Below are 17,200 nucleotides of genomic sequence, written 5' to 3' on the forward strand. Positions count from 1 at the left end.
TATAGAAATTATATTTTAAATAAGCTAATATTACTGTCAGTTGATTTAGCATTGGTTTAATGTGGAAAATATGATTCTGTAAGCTTAATTTAATTAGCACAAGGAGTTAAATTAATTTATAAATTTATATATAATTAATACTGATAAATGGAAAATATTAATAGAATTTTAATATAATATGTAAAATTAAGAGTGTATAATATTAAGCACAACTGATATAGAAAATTCTTATGATAAAATGAAGTTAAATGGTGTTGAAGTAGGAGAAATTATGAATATGCCTTATGGAAAGATGTTCTCATTTAAAGATCAAGACGAAAATGAATATCTAATTCGTGAAGACAAATAGTAATGTATATAATATAAAATTTATGAGTTTATATGACACAGATATATAAGTATATATTTTTTATAATAAAAAAATATAAGTAGAAACTAGTGCAGATATAAGTGATTATGTAAATCTTTTTGTTTGCATTAGTATGTTATCTTTCAAAAATTTCTTTTTGAGCTCCTATAGTAGTTAAAATACTCCCTATGGTGGAAATAAATCCTCCAAGCAATTCTATCTGCTCACCAGTTTTTCCTTGAGCTAGTTGTATGGCTATTAAGTTGGCAAGTAGTATTAACTCTTCAGGACTTAAAGTATCTATATCTATACCGTTCATTATATATACTCCTTTGTTACTATATACTATATTAAATGATATAAGATAAGGTTTGGTTAACAAAATTTTATTATACATAGTCATAACTTTAATAAAATAAATAATTTAATAAAGTTATAACTTCATTTGAATATAATAGTATAAAGAGAGGAGGAGTAGGTTTGAAATTAACTTATGTATTAGATACTAATGTTATTTTATACTCACCAGGAGCTATATTTTCTTTTGCAGATAACGACGTAGTTATACCAGAAGTAGTATTGGAAGAACTGGATAGTTTCAAAAAGAATAATAATGATTTAGGGGCTAATGCTAGGCATGCAGCAAGAATAATAGATAAATTAAGGAAAAATGGAAGATTAATAGATGGTATAGTATTACCTGGTGGAGGAACTTTTAGGGTGGAAATGAACCATTATGATGTGAAATTACCTCCATCTTGGGATAAAAACAAACCAGATAATAGAATAATACAGGTTTGCAAAGGATTAAAAGAAAAAGGTGAAAATGTAGTATTAATCACAAAGGATATATTTGAAAGGATAAAAGCAGATACAATTAATATAGACGTAGAAGATTTTCATGAAAAAGTAGTACCAGAATATGAAAGCCAGTATAAAGGAAGATGTGAAGCTTTTGCATATCATGAGACCTTAGAAAGTTTTTATAAGAATAAGTTTATAAAGATAGAAGATTTATTTTTCTATTCAGAAGAAAATAATGAGTATTATAAAGCGGAAATTGAGATAAATGAATTTATATTAATTAGATCTATGGAAAATCCAAAACAAACAGCATTAGGAAGATATAATGGAGAAAAAGTTGTCCCTTTATATTATAAAGATGTGAAGCCTTTAGGTATAAGTCCTAGAAATGTAGGGCAAAAATTTATGTTAGAAGCTCTTTTAACAGACTCTAAAAATGCACCGTTAGTTATAGTAAAAGGGCCTGCAGGTACAGCTAAAACACTTTTTTCTTTAGCAGCAGGTCTTCATAGAGTTATAGAAGAAGGAGAGGAGAGTTACAGAAAGCTGTTAGTTTGTAGGCCTAATGTAACTATGGATGAAGAAATAGGTTTCCTACCAGGAACAGAAGAAGAAAAGATAATGCCTTTTATGAGACCTATCTTTGATAATTTAGAAATTTTAGTGGATTCTGATGAAAAAGAAAGATATAAAAATGAAAAAGAATTATATGATAAGATAAGGGAACTATTTGACAGGAGAATTATAACTACAGAAGCTGTAGCTTATTTGAGGGGGAGGTCCATAGTTAAAAATTGGGTTATAATAGATGAGGCACAAAACTTAACACCAAAGCAAGTTAAGGCTGTTATAACTAGAGTAGGACAAGGAACAAAACTTATATTAATAGGGGATCCAGATCAAATAGATCAACCATTTTTGGATTCTAGATCAAATGGTTTGTGCTATGCATCAGAAAAAATGAAAGGAAGTAAACTCTGCTATCAGGTAACATTAAAAGATCATGAATGTGAAAGATCTCCATTAGCTTATGAAGGAGCAAAGAGATTATAAATTTTATATAATAATTAAGTAGAGTTAATATTAAGTATATAAAATTTTAATATTGGCTCTACATTTTTTTGAATTTTAAACTTAACTTTTAGTAAATTTTATATACATAGACACAATTTAGTTAGAATATTATTATTTTTGAGAAAAATAAGAAAAATTTTAGAAAGTTATAGCACATTTCATAAAGGTTACTATTTAAAAAAATATATATTTAGTGTACAATAATGAAAGATGTAAATAAAGAGAAAGGAAATTTTATATGGAAAATAAAGAGAAAAAGTCGAAAAATAAGAAACGCTCTTATAAAATATTTATATATTTTTTAATTTTTGAATTATTTTTTACAGCAGCTACAGCTCCATTTGTAATATTCCATGGACCATTTAAAAATGTTAAAAAGACCATGGTAGGAGCTGCTATGACTACTTTAAAACATCAATATATAGCTAAAATATTTTTATCAGATACCGAAATAAAGAAGATATTAAGCGAAGACTCTATACAAACTGTAACACAAAATAAAAATTCTGTTTTAAAATTTGAAAATAAACATGATAGCACTATAGAAAGATATGATATAAGTTATGGTAAGAAATTTAAAGGATATATGTTAGTAGTTCACGATCCAACTAGAGTAAAAGTTGGATATAGTTCAAAATTAGGGGTACAGGGAGAACTTACAAGTCAGATAGCAAGAAATAAAAGAGCTGTTGCAGCCATTAATGCAGGCGGATTTACAGATAAATCAGCCAATAGTAAATGGACTGGTACAGGTGGCAATGTTGAGGGTGTAATAATTAGTAACGGTGAAGTTAAGTATAACAGTGATAAGGGTGGAAACTTTACTGGAGATGTAGCAGCTATAACTAAAAAAGGAGCTTTACTTGTAGGTAATTATAGTTTAGATAAATTAAAAAAATTAAATGTACAAGAAGCTATAACTTTTGGACCAGCTCTAGTGGTAAATGGTGAAGGAACCATAGATTCTGGAGATGGTGGATGGGGTATAGCACCTAGAACAGCTATTGGACAAAGAAAAGATGGTGCCATACTTATGTTAGCAATAGATGGTAGACAAGCATCCAGTTTAGGAGCCACATTAAAAGATGTACAAGATATTATGTTACAATATGATGCATACACAGCTACAAATTTAGACGGAGGATCTTCAACTACAATGTATCATGAAGGTGAGATTATAAATAATCCTGCTAATTCTTTGGGCGAAAGATCAGTACCATCTATTTTGTATGTTGAGCCTTAGGAGGAAGATATGAAAATAGTAAAAAGATTAATATTATGGGTAATGATTTCACTAATATTACAATTTGCAGGACTGTTTTATATTGATAAATATTTTTTAGCGTCTAACGGATCAAAAATTAAGGCTACAAAAGTTACAAATACAACACCAAAAAATAATGATGCTAATGTAAACATACCAGAAAATGTAGAGGATATTGATGTATCTTTTAATGGCAAATATATATCTTATTTTAAAGATACTAAATTGAATATAATTAATACTAAAAATGGTGATAAAAAGAGCATTAGTTTTGATAGCAAGAAAGATAAGTTAGAATATATATGGCTTTGTGATAGAAATAGAATAATATATACAGAAAACAAAGATGGAGAAGTATTACTAAATTCTTATGATGTAGATAAAGATCAAAAAGATAAAATATGCTCATTTAATTTTGAAGATTCAAGTGCTAAAATTGAGGATATAAAGGCAGCACCACTTATGAATTTAATATATGTTAAAGTAAATGTAGGTGGTAATAGTAATAGAATATATAGTGTAAATATAATGAAAGAAAAAGATCAAGTAGAAGTAATGACAGATTCTGTTGGAGATATTCATATAATTCCTCATGAAGATATATTAATTTATGAAGATAAAATAAGTAAAAAAGTATTCTCTACAAAAAATGAGGCTCCTATAAATATCCCTGGAGTTAAATCTCCTAAAGTATTATCTATAGATGATAATGACAATGTATATATAGGTGAATTAAATGGAGATAAGATAGTAAAAGTTTATTATGGTAGCATAAAAAATAATGTATCTACTTGGAAGTCAGTAGCTATACCTAATGGAGCTAAATTAGAAGATATTTATGTTTCGCCATTAGGAATAGTATATGTAAATGATGATTTAAAGGGAGTTATAAAAGATCTAAGTTCAGGAAAAGAAACTAAATATTCTGGAATAATGCTTAAAATGTATATAGATGGAGTAGCATCTAGCAGTGACGGAAAATTAGTAAAAACTCAATTTGTTAAATAATTATATAATATTATTGACTAAAAAATATAGATTATTATGATTAAAAAATAATTTTTAGATAGTAAAAAAGTGGCTGTCGCATTAAAGAATTTAAGCATAATATATTGCTTTACAGTTTAAAGTTAATACAATATATTGTAGCATTTATTCTTAGTGCGACAGCCACTTTTTTGTGTGCAAAATTTTAACATTATCCGGTAAAAGCATAAAATAGAAGTATACAACAAATTTATTGAAAAAAAGTATAAATGTTCTTTCGAACCCTTCGATATTATAAGTATAAATAAATTTTAATTAAATATTAAATGTGATTTAAAATTAAATTCAACACTTAATATTTAACATTAAGGGGTGAGAGGTATGTTAAAATTTAATGAGCATGTACTAACAACTACTAATAATAACAATAATAAAGTTACTGTAGCTCCAGGAAGTTGTTGTTGTTGTTCTTGTTGTTGTTGCGTTAGTGTTAGCGTAGGTGGAGGATCATCTTCAACAAGTAGTGGAGCAAGTGCTTAAAGATAATTAATAATTTTATCTATTAAAAAGCATTGTAAAAAATTAAATTATTTAAAAATAATTTAAACTAATGTATTAGCCAGGTGATTATAATTTAATAATTAGATTATCACCTGGCTAGTATTGTTTTTAAACGTTTAATTTCGAAAACTCATTCAAACTTAACATTTAAAAATGTGAATAAGGAGCTGAAAATGTTACTAAAAAATTTTAAAAAGAAAAATATAAAAATTAAAAAAAATACAGATTTAGAAAATAAAATGCTAATTCATTTTAATACTCAGTATTCTAGTATTTCACCCTATGCTGATAGTACTGTAGTTAAAACCCCAGATACAGTAATAAAAGGTAGTCTATACTCTAAGTCCAACAGATTTGTAAGTGAAGAATATCTTTTAAATTATAGATCTAATAACAATAATTTAGGATTTAGAACGGGAGTTGCAAATTTTTTTCAAACAGATGCTGCTTTAACTTCTGTAAATTTAGATATGGAAGAAGAAAAGAATAATATTATAGAACTTCCCTCTCCTAAAAATATAAGAGCAGGTTTATCTACTATTATAAAATCTAGGCGTAGTGTAAGAAAATATTCTAATAAAACCATGTCTTTAAATGATGTATCAAATATACTTTATTATACTCAAGGAATATGTGATGAAGTAGAACCTTATAATCTTTCTAATAATGATAAAAAAATTGCATTAAGAGCTAATCCATCTGCTGGAGGCCTATATCCTATACAAATATATATGTATATGAGAAATATAAAAGATTTACGAGATGGTATATATGCGTACTATCCTTATTCTCACAGTTTAAAACAAGTAAAAGTAAAAAGGGAACTTTTAAAGGTAGAAAATTTTGCAGAATTTGCAGTAATAAATGCTGAATGTGCAAACTTAGTTGTTTTTTATGTATATAGCTTTCTAAAGAATTCAAGAAAATATGGAGATGCTGGACTTTCCTATGCTTTAATTGAAACTGGAGAAATGGCTCAAAACTTACAACTTGTATCTACAGCTTTAGGATATGGAGCTTGTGATATAGGTGGATATGAAAAACAATATATAGAAGAGCTTTTAAACCTAGATGGAATTTTAAAGCATGTAGTTCACATGACTGTAGTAGGCTGGGAACAGGAGGCGTAATTTATGAACAATAAAACTATATACACATTAAGTAATAATTTAAGAATATATGATAATGGTAGAAATGAAATAAGATTTAGAAGCGGATTATGGAACTATAATGAAGCAGTCTTGGACCTAAAAGGTGAGACTGAAAATTTTATAACATCATTTAGAAGTATTATAAATAATTTTAAAAACAATAAGGGATTTTCATTAGATGACTTAGATAAACATAATTTGAATAAGGAAGAAAAAAATAACCTTATTAATGTGATAAATTCTTTAGCAGAAGCAGGAATGTTATGTAGTGAAGAGGATAAAGATAATAATTTTGAAATGTCTAAAGTATTATTAGGGGATTTTAGATATACTCTTAATGAAAGTGAACGTAAAGAAGAGAAAGTATTATTTATATCAGATAATGATTATGCTAAGGAAACGGCTAAAAATTTATCAGATTCAATGGGCATGAAATTAGATTTATGTTCAAAAGAAAGTATAGAAAATATAATCTCTAAAGATTTAACATCCAATTTAGATGCCCTACAAAGAAAAAGAGATATAGAAGATATAAAAAGTCAGTTAAAAGATTATTCTTCTGTGCTTATATGTATGGGACACATAAATATGAATTTATTTAGAAATATAAATAGAGTTTCTATAGAACTTAAAAAACCTGTAATCATGTCATTTATAGATGGTCCATTTATAAGTATTTTAAGCACTTTACCACCTAAAACTGGATGCCTAGAGTGCTTTGAACAAAGAATATTATCAAGACTTGAAGATCATGTTTTATATCACAAATTTATAGAAAATGATTTTAAACCTAATGAAAAAGCTCATAAATCTATAATTCCTCTATTAAATATTATGACTAATATGCTAATATCTGAAGGTTTTTTAATAAATAATTTTAATACTTGTAAAATTGAGGGAAGAGTTCTTAGTATCTTTGTTCCTACACTAGAAATACAATGCCAAGACTTATTAAGAGTCCCATTTTGTCCTGCTTGTGGAAATATATCAAAGGCCAAGCTAAGCGAAATAAATATATCTACTAGAAATATGGTAGATGAAATTTTAGAAGATGTTAATTCTTAACTGGGAGGCTTTAAGATGATAAAATTTTCTTCAAGTTTTAATAATATATTAGATAACTTTAAATCTTTATCAGGAAATCAAAGTGGTATATTAGAGGCGTCTTGTATGCCTGTAGTAAATTTTAATGGTGATGTATTTTTAAAAAGTATAACAGGAAATATGCCAGATTATCATAAACAAGTATTTAATAAAGATGTATCTATGCAATACCATATAATGGGATATGGTTCTCATTACGAGGAAGCTTTAGTTAAATATACAGGTGAAAGTATAGAGCGATATTCAAGCATCATGGGTCCTACACTTTTAAAAGATAAGATTATATATGCTAGTTTTAAGGAACTAAGCAAAGATAATAAGGTTATGCCTTTAAAATATATAGATGTATTTACAGAAAATCAAATTAGAAAGGCTAAAGAATTAAATGTAGCCATATGTGATAAAAAAGTAGAAGAAGAGGACATAATAGGATGGATTAAATGTCCTTCATTATTGAGAGAAAATGAGGAAATATATGTTCCAGCAAAAATGATGTTTGTGGGATATGAAGAAGATAAAAGTAAAGGAGAAATAAATTTTATACCATCCTTTAGTACAGGGACTGCATCTCATAAAAGTCTAAAAAAAGCTCTTTTAAATGCTTTAATTGAATATATCCAAATCGATTCTTTTATGATTACATGGTATACAAAAGGGAAATGCTTCCTAGTAAAAATAGATGATGAAAATGTACAGAAAGTTTTAGAAGATGTGAATCTGGGAGAAGATGCTCCCTATGAAATAATACCATTGTATATGGCTTTAGAAGAATGTCCTATTCATAATTTTGGTGTGTTTTTAAGAAGAAAAGATAATAAACTTCCTTATTTGCTATTTGGAGTTCAGGGGGGATTGGATGCATCTCATGCATTAACTAGAGGAATAATGGAAGCTGCCTCTATATCTTATGGAGCATATTTTAACACTATTTATAATAAAGACATGTTAAATAATGTAGTTAAGGAAGATGCAAAATTTTTAGATTTAGACTCTAATGTTTTATATTATTCTCTTCCAAATAACATTGAAGAAAAAAATAATTTGTTAGAAGAATTTTTAGGTGATGATGTTACTTTAAGTTCTTTAAATAAATCAAACGTTAAAGATGTAGATGAACAAATAAAAGTTTTAATAAATTATTTAAAGGATATAAGTGAGTATGCGGTATATTTAGATTTAACTCCACCAGAAACTAGAGAAAAAGGTTGGTATGTTATGAGAGTATTAATACCAGAATTAATTGAAATGTGCATACCAGAGTTCCCTTTTGAAAACCATCCAAGAATGAAAAAATATGGAGGGGTAATTAATGAATATCCACACCCAATGCCTTGATGCACTAATACTCTTAGTTACCTTTAATCCAATAGTGCTAGTTCAATTATTTTTAAATAATAAAAAATCCTCAAGTGAATCTTTAGAAAAAAGTCTTAAAATATTAGCTTCAATTTATATAGTAATACTTATGGGTATATTTATTATGTCCAAAGAAAAATTTTATACAAATATAGATAATAATTATCTTTGGTATATTATAGCAGTTATGTTTGTACCGTTAACTATAATTTTGGAGATAATTGTAGGCTATATTGTAGTGAGCACTACTAATAAAACTATTCCAAAACTAAAAATATCATTAGTATTTAAAAAAGCTAATATTACTGTGGTTATACTATCTGTTTTTATAGGTATTTTTGAAGAATTTGTATATAGACAATTATGGTTCAATATTTTATTTGAGGATTTTAACATTAATATAATAGCAGTTTTAATTATTATAGCTTTTGTATATGGTTTAAATCATATTTTTTTAGGAAAACAGGTATTTTATGAAAAAATACTGGCAGGTATTATTTATGGATGCTTATTCTATTTTAGTGGATTTAATATATTAATCCCTATAATAGCTCATTGTTTAGAAAATATAGTTATTCTCTTGAAAGGTTGATAACTTTATGAAATTAAATTTTAAAATTTTAGTATTCATCTTAATGATGATATATATAGCAATACTTTATATACCTATTAACATTAACTATAAAAAATTTAAATTTATAAAAAAGATGTGTCTAAATGTGGGAAGCTTTTTAGGCATAAAACCAATGGCGTGTTGCAATGTAATAAAAAATATATATTTACTAATAATAGGGGGAATACCTTTAACATACTGCTTTTATAAAGGGTTTGTTAAGGTATACAACATATATACTGAAACTAATATAATTAAATCTATTATGGCTATAGTACTTTCATTTATAGGAGTTCTAGAGATAAGTTTTTTTATAATCATAGTTATTGTTTCATATTTAATGAAAAAAGATAGTAGAAAAGAGATGAGTCAGGTATCTTGGATAAAATTTAATAAAGATAAGCCATTTTATACGGGAATAATTAAACCAATCATATATGCTTTATTTGAGGTAGTTCTCTACTATTATTTAATGTTTTATATACTTAATGATTATTTAAAATTATCTTTTATGTTATCTATAATTAGCATTGCAATACTATACTCTATAAGTAAATTAGTTCTAGTGAGAAATAAAGAGCAAGGTTTAATATATGGAACTTGGTCATTTTCTTTAAATTTTATTGGTTCTTGTGTATTAATTTATACTAATTCCATAACACCTACATTTATTTTGTATTTACTTTATTCATTTTTAATATGTTTTAAAGAAGGATAGAGTAGAATAATGTAGTAAAATAAGTGCCAGTTATTGTAAAAGGTATACATGAAAATAGGATTGTACCTTTAGTAGAACATAATATAAAGGGGATGAGAATATGAATATTGTTGAAATAAAAAAACTTGAAAAAAAGTTCGGTAATAATATTGCAGTTAACAATATAAATTTATCTGTAAAAGAAGGGCAAGTATTTGGATTTTTAGGACCTAATGGAGCAGGAAAAAGTACTACTATAAATATGATTTGCGGTCTTTTAACTCCTACAAAAGGTGAGATTTTTATTTTAGATAAAAAGATGGACAAAAAAGCTAAAGATTTAAAAAATAATATTGGTATTGTACCTCAGGACATAGCTATATATGAAGATTTAACTGCTTATGAAAATGTAGCTTTCTTTGGAGGGCTTTATGGAATAAAAGGACAACAATTAAAGGAGAGAGCTAAAGAAACTTTAGAATTTGTTGGATTATTAGATAGAGCAAAAGATTTTCCATATAAATTTTCTGGTGGTATGAAGCGTAGATTAAATATTGCTTGTGCCTTAGTGCATCAACCTAAACTTATTATAATGGATGAACCTACTGTTGGTATTGATCCTCAATCAAGAAATCATATATTAGAATCTATAAAAAAATTAAATAAAAGAGGATGCACAATAATATATACAAGTCATTATATAGAAGAAGTAGAACAATTATGTACAGACATAGCAATTATTGATAAGGGTACTATTATAGCTCACGGTAAAAAACACCAATTAGTAGAAAAATATTCTGATCTTCATAAAGTAGTAATTAATATAGAAGATTCTACTAAGGTGGATATAAAATCATTAAAATCTATACAAGGTGTAGAAAATGTTAATATAGAAGGAAATACTATAGAAATTACAAATAAATCTTCAGATAAGTTGGATGATATAATTATGTATTTTTTAAATAATAAAATAAAAATAAAGAACATAGAAAATAAACACAGTGATTTAGAAGATATATTCCTTAAATTAACTGGCAAAAAATTAAGAGATTAGAGGTGACCTCTATGAAGATATTAAATATATTAAAAAAAGAGATACTTCAAAATTTAAGAGATAAAAAATCCATGCTTTTAATGACTTTGTTTCCTATGCTTTTGATGACAATATTGGGAACAGTTTTTTCTGGAAATTTTGCATCTACAATTAATATCCCAGAAATTAATGTTATGTATTCTATAAATAAAGATGTTAAATTAGAAAAAAATTTCAAGGATTTCACTAAAGAAATTGAAAAAGATATGAAGGTTAAATTTAAAGAAAATAAAGATGAGAAAGATGCTTTAGAAAAAATAAGTAATGGAAAAATTGACGTATATATAAAAATTCAAGATGATAAAAAAATACATGCTTATGAAAATAATGTACGAGCATTTAATTCTCAATTAGTTAGTACCTTACTTGATACTTTTGTAGATAAAGTTAATATGACAAAGGAAGTTGGAGAAAAAAATCCAATGGCTTTATCTAAAATAAAAGTTAATGATTTTCCTAACTTTGTAAATATTAAAACCATAGATGGCAAGGATTCTCCAAGAGGTATAGATTATTATGCTGTCACTATGTTAACTATGACTATCTTATACGGAACAGCAGTAGGTTCTATGACTATTGCTAGCGAAATAAAAAGAAAAACCTATAGAAGATTAATATGTAGTAATACATCACCTTTAAAAATATTATTTTCAAAGATATTAGCTTCTTTTTTAGTTATAGCATTTCAAAGTTTTTCAATATATTTATTTAGCAGATATATTTTAGGAACTAACTGGGGACATAATAAATTAGCACTAGGTTCTGTAGTGGGATCTTTAATATTTATGGCAGTGTCTGCAGGAGTTTGTATAGCTAATACTGTAAAGAATGAAGGAGTTATGGCAATAGTTATATATATGTTCGTACCTGTTTTGACTTTCCTAGGAGGAGGATATATACCATTAGATTTAATAGGAAGTAAAATGTTAAATCATATATCCAATATATCACCATTAAAATGGAGCAACGACGCCATATTTAAAATTATTTTTGGAAATAGTTTGAGTACATTTCAAACCACTCTACTTATAAATATTGGTTTAGGGGTTGTATTTTTAGCAGCAGCTATCTTATTTCCAAGAAAGGATGTGATATAAGATGAGACAAATATTATTGTTAACCCAAAGTATTTTAAAAAGAACTTTTAGAAAAAAATCCAATATAATAATTTTTATATTACTTCCTTTACTGGCTGTTTTTATAGCGTTATTTCTAAATGCTTCAGGAGCTTCTTATAGTAGAATTGGAGTAGTAGATTTAAATAAATCTTACCTATCTAAAGATATGATAAAGTCTATAGATTCTAAGAAAAATTTTGTAGTAACTAAACTATCACAAAATGATATAAATAAACAACTCTTAGATAAAAAAGTAGATTGTGTGGTAGTTATACCAAAGGATTTTCATGATGAAATAATAAATGGAAAATTTAAAAAATTAGATATACGATCAATTAGAGGAGAAGATATTACATCTTGGATTAAAAACTATTTAAATTATTATATAGATAATTTAAATAATATAAGTGTAGTATCTGATAGAAATGAAAAAACTTTTAAAAATATGTATGATGGATTTAAAAAGCAAGATTTGAAACTTAGCTATAAAACTATAGGGGATAAGACTAAAAGTAAATCAGTAACAAAACAAAGTATAGGTTTATTGTTAGTATTTATGCTTATAGCATCTAGTACAGCATCATCTTTTATATTAAAAGATAAAGGAAATAAAACATACTACAGAATATTTTGCTCTAATACTAGTAAAAGTAAATATATAGTAGCTAATATAATAGCAAGTTTTATAATTTTCTTAATTCAAATATTTGTTATATTATTTATGGCTCTGTTTGTTCTAAAACTTAATTTTTATATAAATACAAGTACAATGTTTATAATATTATGTTCTTTTGGATTTGTATCTATCGGTTTTGGAATAATTATTGCAGCTTTTTCAAAAAATCTTAATCAATCATCATATTTATCCAATATATTAATAACACCAACTTGTATGCTATCAGGATGCTTTTGGCCTTTAGATATGATGCCAAGTTTTATGCAGAAATTTGCTAATATATTTCCTCAAACTTGGATACTTAAAACTATAGATTCTCTTCAACAAGGAATGAGCTTCACAGAGGTTATACCATATATTATGGTGGTTATGATGTTTGCACTAGCATTCTTTATAATAGGAATATTGAAACTAACTAAGGATGAAAATTTAAAGAGTATTTTTTAATATATAAAAGCAAGGTATAAAATAGGTAAGTTAATATAAAGTATAAAAGTATATATTATTTATAAAATGAGTAATTTAAAATAAAAGATAAAATAATTATACTTATAAAAATTAAAAAATTATTTTAATAAATGAAGTAAAATGATGTGTAGCAATGTAGTATGGTTGCTCCATTATTTATATTAATATATTTGAGTTAAACGAAACTAATATTAGATAAAAAATAGTGAAATGAGGAATAGGAAAACTAAAAAGTATGTTTAGATAAAGTTAAAGTTGATATAATTTAGATATACAAATGTTTATTTTATATTAATATTTAGCTAATTGTTGTAGCTATATAAATTTGCTATAATTGTTTTAAAGTTTCAATTTCAGGAGAGGATGAGTTGTTTGGACTTAAACTATAGGATACTTTCAAAAATACTTATAATACCCGCTATATTAATAGGATTTACAGTACATGAATTTGCTCATGCTTATGTGGCGGATAAATTAGGAGATAAAACTCCAAAGTTCCAAGGAAGATTAACGTTAAATCCATTTTCACATATAGATATTGCAGGTTTCATAATGATATTGTTAATTGGATTTGGATGGGCAAAACCAGTTCAAATTAATCCAAGTGCATTAAAAAGAGGTTATAAAGATGAGATAAAAGTATCTGTAGCAGGAATAGTTGCAAATTTAGTAGCGGCTTTTATATTTTCTTTGTTAATAGCATTTCTATTAAAGATGAATTTAATAATATCAGGAGATATAACATCTGTAGGGGGAATAGTAACTGTAATATTAACCTCTATAGTTAGAATAAACTGTATGCTAGCGGTATTTAATTTGATACCAATACCAGGGCTAGATGGTTTTAATATATTAAGAGATCTATGGCCTAGAACTTTCTATAAAATATCTGATATTATGTATAACTATCAAATATTAATTTTAATAGCATTTATATTTTTTGCAGGATCAATAATAGCAAGACCAACTAATTATTTATACAATTCATTTATCACATTGGCTAGGCTTATATTTAGGGTTTAAAAACTATAAGTTTCCAAATGGTAAAAATAGATATATGTTATAAATAAAAAATAGAAATATAGTATAAAAATTAGAAGAAAGAAAAAATAAAACTTATAACAGAACTGCAATGACTCCTGTAAACTCAAAATAATATATGGGTGAAATTAACAATAGGCATTATTATATAAAAAGTCTAGGAACATGCATCATAAATTAGTTCCTAGACTTTAATTTTTATAATATAGTTTGTATAAATCACATATAATTAATTATTTTCACGTTAATAATTTTAAAATATTATCAAAAGTATATTGTTACTATATATGATTTTAGATTAATTCGCTTAATATATTTTTGGTTACACCGCTTTTGCTGATATATAAAATATTTTATTATTTTTATTTAACATTTTAATGGTTATTTACTTAGACAAATTTTATATTAATTAAATCATTTCTCATTAATACTGAAATCATTGTACATATAGAAATTTTTATGTTAATCATATCTAATGGAATTATTCTTCAGATTCTCTATAAACTACATCAGCCTTAGTTGATACCTCATCAAGTTTTTGTTTTAGATTTTCTATATTTTTTTGTATATCAGCTAAATCATATTTTGAAACATTATAGTGTAAATAAAGGTCTTCAAAGGATTTAACTGTAGAAACAAAGTCTTTTCCTGTATTAATAAATTTATTAAACTTATTACTATTCTTTGCATTTTCAAACTTAGATATGTCTCTTTTTATGGTATTTATAACATCTTCTTCTTTTTCAAACTGCCCAATGCTTACGTTGTAGGGAGAAATTCTTTCTAAAAAATATTTGTTTTTCTTGTCTAAGTGGTACATGTATTTTATGTTTACTGAGTCTATAGTAAATTCTACATAGCATACTATTCCTGTAATCCTATGGATCTTGGCCCCCATCTGTTCTAGTAAAAAGGTCAACATTGAATTTTTTACCTTGGTGTAATTATCCATTTTAAATCGCCCCCCCTATAAACTAAGTGAGTTAATCTTTGTTTATATTATAACATTAAAAGAATAACGTTATCCATAATATTCAAAATATTATAAATTATTTTAAAAAGAATATTAAAAGATAAGCAGTACATATTATTATTGATAATAACATCAAAGGAAATCCAAGCTTAAAGTAGTCTTTGAAAGAAATTTTATAACCGCTTTTTTCTGCTATACCAATTACAACTAAATTTGCAGAAGCTCCAATGATAGTTCCATTTCCACCAAGACAAGCACCTAAAGATAAGGCCCACCAAAGTGGAACTATATCCATTCCACCCATTGTACCCATAGCTTTTATTAAAGGTATCATAGTAGCAACGAAAGGAATATTATCTATAAATGCAGAAGCAATGGCAGATATCCAAAGTATAAATACTCCAGTCATAACTAAGTTACCTTTGGTTATGGATAGAGTTTTTTGTGCTAACACTCTCATTATGCCAACATCCTCTAACACCCCAGTCATTATAAATAAACCAATGAAGAAAAATATAGTACCCCATTCTGTTTCTTGCAATATTTCATCTGGTTCAACTTTACTTATAGCTAAGAGTATGGCAGAACCTGCTATTGCTATAGTTGCAGATTCAAATCCTAACAAGCTATGAGTTAAGAAGCCTACTAAAGTTAAAAATAGAATTATTAGACATTTTTTCATTAGAGACTTATCACGAATAGCTTTGCTTTCATCTAAAGCCATAATTTTTTCCTTATCTTCTTCACACGTGTTCATAGAATTTTTGTATATTTGTTTTACAAAAAATAATGTAACTATAAGTATTATAGCTATTACAGGAGCTAAATTTTTAACAAAATCTAAGAAGCTTAATCCAGCTGCACTTCCTATCATTAAGTTTGGTGGATCACCTATTAAAGTAGCAGTACCACCTATATTAGAGGCAAATATTTCACACATTAAAAAAGGGATTGGATTTATTTCTAATGTTTTAGTTATAACCAAACTTACAGGTACTATTAAAAGTACAGTAGTAACATTATCAAGAACCCCTGATAATAAGGCAGTTATTAAGGAAAATAGTATTAATATCTTAATAGGATTTCCTTTGGAAAATTTGGCGGCTTTTATAGCTATATATTCAAAGACACCTGTTCTTTTAGTAATATTTACTATAATCATCATTCCAATTAGTAGACCTATGGTATTAAAATCAATTTTTAAGAAAGCCTTTTCTTGAGTTATTAATTTTAATATGAGCATAATAGCAGCTCCACTTAGAGATGCTACAACCCTGTTTACTTTTTCTGAGATAATTAATGCATAGACTATTATAAATATAATTGCAGGAATTATCATGTTAATATTATTAAATATTTTAATCATCCCCCTATAAAAATTTTTGTATACATCTTTAAATTTTAATACTAAATTTCCAATAAATAAAGTGCTTTTCAATTAATTTAATATTTAACATATAATCTTTATTTTTGTATATTATACAATTAATTTTATATATAACACAATTAATAAAAAATATTATATATAATCCTTATTATGTATTATTGTATAAATGGATAAACTTGGTACCAATATCGTTTAATTTGTCTGTTTTTCTAAGTTATTATATATAGATTTAACACCTATCCACCAATTACTATCTTCTGCATATGTAGCATTTATCCATTTGAAAGGATCTTGTCCTTTAGGTATATTTTTTAATAAATTAAAAATGGTTCTTCCAGCTATTGTAGAAGAATCCTTAATATTAGAATTATATTCCTTCCAACTATGAAAAACATTGAAGGGGTTATTTGCTATTTCTTTAGCTGATTTATTGTTTTTAGGAACAAAAGATTGTTCTTGACCAGTTATTGCAAATAATATTAAG

16 protein-coding genes and 1 pseudogene are annotated in these 17,200 nt (G+C 26.0%); 13 read left to right on the forward strand and 4 right to left on the reverse strand.

Features of this window, described 5'->3' with window-relative positions; genetic code table 11:
* Positions 1–485 precede the first annotated feature (485 nt).
* The gene (locus NGI68_RS09830) at positions 486–668 is read right to left on the reverse strand and encodes a hypothetical protein (protein WP_251861293.1); all 183 of its coding nucleotides are present in this window, start codon (positions 666–668) and stop codon (positions 486–488) included.
* A 161-nt stretch (positions 669–829) separates the two neighbouring features.
* Here NGI68_RS09830 and NGI68_RS09835 point away from each other — a divergent pair, with 161 nt between their 5' ends.
* The 13 genes from NGI68_RS09835 to NGI68_RS09895 all read left to right on the forward strand — a co-directional run bounded on the left by NGI68_RS09835 (position 830) and on the right by NGI68_RS09895 (position 14,338).
* Complete coding sequence (locus NGI68_RS09835) at positions 830–2,206, forward strand: PhoH family protein (protein WP_251861294.1); 1,377 nt, start codon at positions 830–832, stop codon at positions 2,204–2,206.
* Positions 2,207–2,465: 259 nt separating this feature from the next.
* Complete coding sequence (locus NGI68_RS09840) at positions 2,466–3,470, forward strand: phosphodiester glycosidase family protein (protein ID WP_251861296.1); 1,005 nt, start codon at positions 2,466–2,468, stop codon at positions 3,468–3,470.
* Between the two features lie 9 nt (positions 3,471–3,479).
* The gene (locus tag NGI68_RS09845) at positions 3,480–4,499 is read left to right on the forward strand and encodes a hypothetical protein (protein WP_251861298.1); all 1,020 of its coding nucleotides are present in this window, start codon (positions 3,480–3,482) and stop codon (positions 4,497–4,499) included.
* 360 nt (positions 4,500–4,859) lie between these two features.
* Entirely contained in the window at positions 4,860–5,018 is a 159-nt protein-coding gene (closA, locus tag NGI68_RS09850; RefSeq protein ID WP_251861299.1) for a clostridiolysin S, read from the forward strand.
* A 194-nt stretch (positions 5,019–5,212) separates the two neighbouring features.
* Entirely contained in the window at positions 5,213–6,169 is a 957-nt protein-coding gene (locus tag NGI68_RS09855; protein ID WP_251861300.1) for a SagB/ThcOx family dehydrogenase, read from the forward strand.
* A gap of 3 nt (positions 6,170–6,172) precedes the next feature.
* Positions 6,173–7,255 (forward strand): streptolysin associated protein SagC, encoded by a 1,083-nt coding sequence (locus NGI68_RS09860; RefSeq protein WP_251861302.1) that lies wholly within the window; start codon positions 6,173–6,175, stop codon positions 7,253–7,255.
* A 15-nt stretch (positions 7,256–7,270) separates the two neighbouring features.
* Positions 7,271–8,629 (forward strand): YcaO-like family protein, encoded by a 1,359-nt coding sequence (locus tag NGI68_RS09865; protein ID WP_251861304.1) that lies wholly within the window; start codon positions 7,271–7,273, stop codon positions 8,627–8,629.
* On the forward strand, positions 8,604–9,242 hold the full coding sequence (locus tag NGI68_RS09870; protein ID WP_251861305.1) for a CPBP family intramembrane glutamic endopeptidase: 639 nt from the start codon (positions 8,604–8,606) through the stop codon (positions 9,240–9,242). Before NGI68_RS09865 ends, NGI68_RS09870 begins: the two co-directional genes overlap by 26 nt.
* A 7-nt stretch (positions 9,243–9,249) precedes the next feature.
* Positions 9,250–9,981 carry a SagF family protein gene (locus NGI68_RS09875; protein WP_251861306.1) on the forward strand — a complete coding sequence of 244 codons (732 nt, stop codon included), beginning with the start codon at positions 9,250–9,252 and terminating at the stop codon, positions 9,979–9,981.
* A 100-nt stretch (positions 9,982–10,081) separates the two neighbouring features.
* Positions 10,082–11,014, forward strand: a complete 933-nt coding sequence (locus NGI68_RS09880; RefSeq protein ID WP_251861307.1) for an ABC transporter ATP-binding protein — start codon at positions 10,082–10,084, stop codon at positions 11,012–11,014.
* Between the two features lie 11 nt (positions 11,015–11,025).
* A complete protein-coding gene (sagH, locus tag NGI68_RS09885) occupies positions 11,026–12,150 on the forward strand; it encodes a SagH family ABC transporter permease subunit (RefSeq protein ID WP_251861308.1) in 1,125 nt (374 codons plus the stop codon).
* A 1-nt stretch (position 12,151) separates the two neighbouring features.
* Complete coding sequence (locus tag NGI68_RS09890) at positions 12,152–13,294, forward strand: ABC transporter permease (protein WP_251861309.1); 1,143 nt, start codon at positions 12,152–12,154, stop codon at positions 13,292–13,294.
* A 393-nt stretch (positions 13,295–13,687) separates the two neighbouring features.
* Positions 13,688–14,338 carry a site-2 protease family protein gene (locus tag NGI68_RS09895; RefSeq protein WP_251861310.1) on the forward strand — a complete coding sequence of 217 codons (651 nt, stop codon included), beginning with the start codon at positions 13,688–13,690 and terminating at the stop codon, positions 14,336–14,338.
* Between the two features lie 499 nt (positions 14,339–14,837).
* Here NGI68_RS09895 and NGI68_RS09900 read toward each other — a convergent pair whose 3' ends face one another.
* The 3 genes and pseudogenes from NGI68_RS09900 to NGI68_RS09910 form a co-directional block, all read right to left on the reverse strand.
* Positions 14,838–15,308, reverse strand: coding sequence for a hypothetical protein (locus tag NGI68_RS09900; RefSeq protein WP_251861311.1), 471 nt, complete (start codon positions 15,306–15,308; stop codon positions 14,838–14,840).
* Between the two features lie 97 nt (positions 15,309–15,405).
* Entirely contained in the window at positions 15,406–16,668 is a 1,263-nt protein-coding gene (locus NGI68_RS09905) for an ArsB/NhaD family transporter (protein ID WP_251861321.1), read from the reverse strand.
* Positions 16,669–16,908: 240 nt separating this feature from the next.
* Positions 16,909–17,200 (reverse strand): annotated as a pseudogene (locus NGI68_RS09910) (hypothetical protein); the annotation flags it as partial.

The organism is Clostridium sp. Marseille-Q2269 (genome assembly GCF_943736985.1).
GTDB lineage: Bacteria > Bacillota > Clostridia > Clostridiales > Clostridiaceae > Clostridium_F.